3 protein-coding genes are annotated in these 2,812 nt (G+C 47.5%); all 3 read left to right on the plus strand.

Translation table 11 applies throughout. The annotated features are described in order from the left end of the window. Nucleotides 1-31: 31 nt before the first annotated feature. The gene (locus HRU21_12500) at nt 32-328 is read left to right on the plus strand and encodes a hypothetical protein (GenBank protein ID NRA43110.1); all 297 of its coding nucleotides are present in this window, start codon (nt 32-34) and stop codon (nt 326-328) included. Between the two features lie 330 nt (nt 329-658). Continuing rightward, complete coding sequence (locus tag HRU21_12505; protein ID NRA43111.1) at nt 659-2,542, plus strand: phage tail tape measure protein; 1,884 nt, start codon at nt 659-661, stop codon at nt 2,540-2,542. A 5-nt stretch (nt 2,543-2,547) separates the two neighbouring features. After that, nucleotides 2,548-2,812, plus strand: a 265-nt coding sequence (locus HRU21_12510; GenBank protein NRA43112.1) for a hypothetical protein, incomplete at its 3' end; no start/stop codon positions are given.

Genomic DNA, 2,812 nt, shown 5'->3' on the forward strand with positions numbered 1-2,812 from the left:
GAAGCACCCCGAGACTGGGGAACCTCTTGACATGACTATCACTGTAGCCTCTCGTTATTCGGATGTCTATGAGGACTACCTATACGCCAGAGTTCAAGAGCGTATTGATAGTGGTGAGGCAGAAGAAAAACAGATGAACCTGAGAGAACTGCAAGAGGAAAGCCGCAAGATGTATGCTAACCTCGCTCTCAAGTGGTCTATTAAGTTTGGTGGTAAGACCCCTAAGCTGACGCCTGACGCAGCCCTAAAGTTGTTTACCCAACTGAAATGGATTGTTCCTCAAATTGAGGAGGCCATTGCTAAGAAAGAGGGTTTTACGGAGGTCTAGTAGAAAGTCTACTGAAATATGTAGAACTGACTACTAGGCTAGGTAAGAAAGACGACAAAGGTGTTTCTCTGAAGGAACACCTTGAAGTTGCTAAAGCTGCTGGTGCTGACCCGAAAGAACTCAGAGAACTCCCTGACCTGTGTAGTTACACCAGAAGGTTGTGGGCTATTTTCTTAGACCTGAGAAACTCCATCAGTTCTGGTTTCAACGGTCCAAATAGAATAGATAACTTGTCTATTAGGGCATACCTCCTTAATTGCGGGGTTAAGATTAACAAAAGAGAATTGAAGGTTTTAACCCTCATGGATTCTAAGTATTTGGAGGTTGTCAATGGCTGACCAGACAGTATCAATAAAATTCGTATCTGATACCTCTCAGTTAGACAAGGCAATTCGCGCAGCTAAAGCATTTGAAACCAGAGTTGACAGACTACAAAAGTCATTAAAAAGAGGGCAGATTCAAGACTCTCAATACAAGCGCAGTCTGTCTGCTCTTGTTAAAGAGTTTGGGTTGGCTACGAGAGGTGGAGATGCCGCTGCCGCATCCGCTTTGCGTTATTCGGACGCTAATTGGAAGGCTAAATACAGCGTAGAAAACCTTTCCTCTGCGGTCTCATCTAACACCCAAAGGATGACTAAACAAGCAGAAGCCCTTGCAAGAGGGAACAGGGCAGTCAACCAATACGGTGATGTTTCTAAGATCGCGGGTAAAAGAACAAATGTTCTTGGTATGAGGATGCAGCAAGCAGGTTACCAAGTTGGTGACTTTGCGGTGCAAGTTCAATCTGGCACTAGCGCTATGGTGGCACTCGGTCAGCAAGGCGCACAGTTCTTAGGTATCTTTGGTGCTGGTGGTGCGATTGCTGGCGCCGGTTTGGCTATCGCTACGGCCCTCATAAACCCTCTCCTTAAGGCAAGAGATGCTGCACAAAGTCTAAACAATGAGTTTGATGAGTATATCAAGAAGCTACAGGAATCTACGTTACTTGCACAATCTGGGGGTGAGGGTGCAGTTCTTGCTCAGAAGATTTACAATGAGGCCCTAGAGGAGCAAGCAAAGGCACTTGCCCAGCTTCAAGACGCCGAAGAGGAACTTGCCACTCTAAGGGAGCAGGCTGCTGGGGCCAACGAATTTGCTGTTAACCTTGAAGCATCCGAGCAAGAGAGAAGGATCAGAGAGGCCAAAGAGGCTTATGATCTTGCAGTAAAAGAAGCGCAGGTTAAGAAGTTTCAGGTAGACTATCTTCAAGATGCCCTAGAGATTACTCAGAAACTTAACAACTCTGAGGTTCTTGAGGCTCAAAACATAGAGGCTGCTAGGGTTCAGCAGAGGGACGCGGCCTTAGAAAGAGAGGCTGAAGCAGAGCGCGCTGAGCAAAAGAGAAGAGACCTAGAGCATCAAAATTTCTTGGTGCGTCAGCAGGAGACTACTGAATACTGGCAAAACTACATCGAACAGATGAACGCCGCAATGGCAGCAGAGGAAGCGCAGATAAAGGCTCTGGGTTCTCTTCGTCTATTCGACCTAGCAAATCAGTATGCAAGTTATGGTGCTGGTCGTGCTGCTATGCAGGATAGGGTAAATTCAGGCTACACCTTACCAAAGGCAAAAACCTCTGGCTCGTCCTCTACGGGAAGTCCTAGGTTTGTGGAGATGGAGTTTAAGGAGCTAAACGAAACCCTGCAAAGAACCCAAGACCTCTACTCTAGCGTTGAACTTAGTGCTGAAGATGCCTTTGTTTCTATGGTAGACGGGACCAAAACTGTTGCAGGGGCCTTCAAGGATATGGCTGCTGATATTGTCAGGGAACTCTACCGTGTCCTTGTAGTTCAGCGTATGGTGTCCCAAATCTCTGGGATTATTTCACCCGGTATCCAAATCCCCCAAGGTCTAATGGCTGGCGTTCAATCCGCTATTGGGACAAGGGCTTCTGGTGGTTCTGTAATGAACAACAAGCCTTACTTGGTTGGGGAGCAGGGTCCAGAACTGTTTGTTCCCGGTTCTAAAGGTAATATCGTAAACGCCACTCAGACAGCTAACGCAATGGGTGGTGAGACTATCAACATCACACAGGTCTATAACGTGAATGGCAATGGTGATGAGTACATCATGGGGGCTATCAAGGCCGCTGCACCGTCTATCACTAATGACGCTGTGAAGGCTGTGCAGAGGGAACGCCGCCGTGGTGGCACAATGAAACAAGCATTTGGGTAATCGACATGGCTAATGAAAGAATCTCTGACCTCCCTAATCTCGGTGCCGTAGCAAGTGGTGACGAGATTGCTATTGTCGACGTTAGCGCTGGGGCTACCAAGAAGGCCACTATAGCCGATGCTGTTGGTGACTACGGTAACACTGTTTACCCTAGATTGAGCAACAATAACACGATGACGGGCGTGAACACGTTTGAGCAAGCCCTAACCATCGAGTCTACCACCTCCAATATGCTACGTCTGCAAAACACTGTTTGGGGTGGTGTCTACG

It is taken from the genome of Pseudomonadales bacterium, from assembly GCA_013215025.1.
Lineage (GTDB): Bacteria > Pseudomonadota > Gammaproteobacteria > Pseudomonadales > DT-91 > DT-91.

Bases quoted from the DNA above. Each gene is read 5' to 3' on its own strand.
- HRU21_12505 (NRA43111.1), top strand. From the start codon at position 659: ATGGCTGACCAGACAGTATCAATAAAATTCGTATCTGATACCTCTCAG.
- HRU21_12500 (NRA43110.1), top strand. From the start codon at position 32: ATGACTATCACTGTAGCCTCTCGTTATTCGGATGTCTATGAGGACTAC.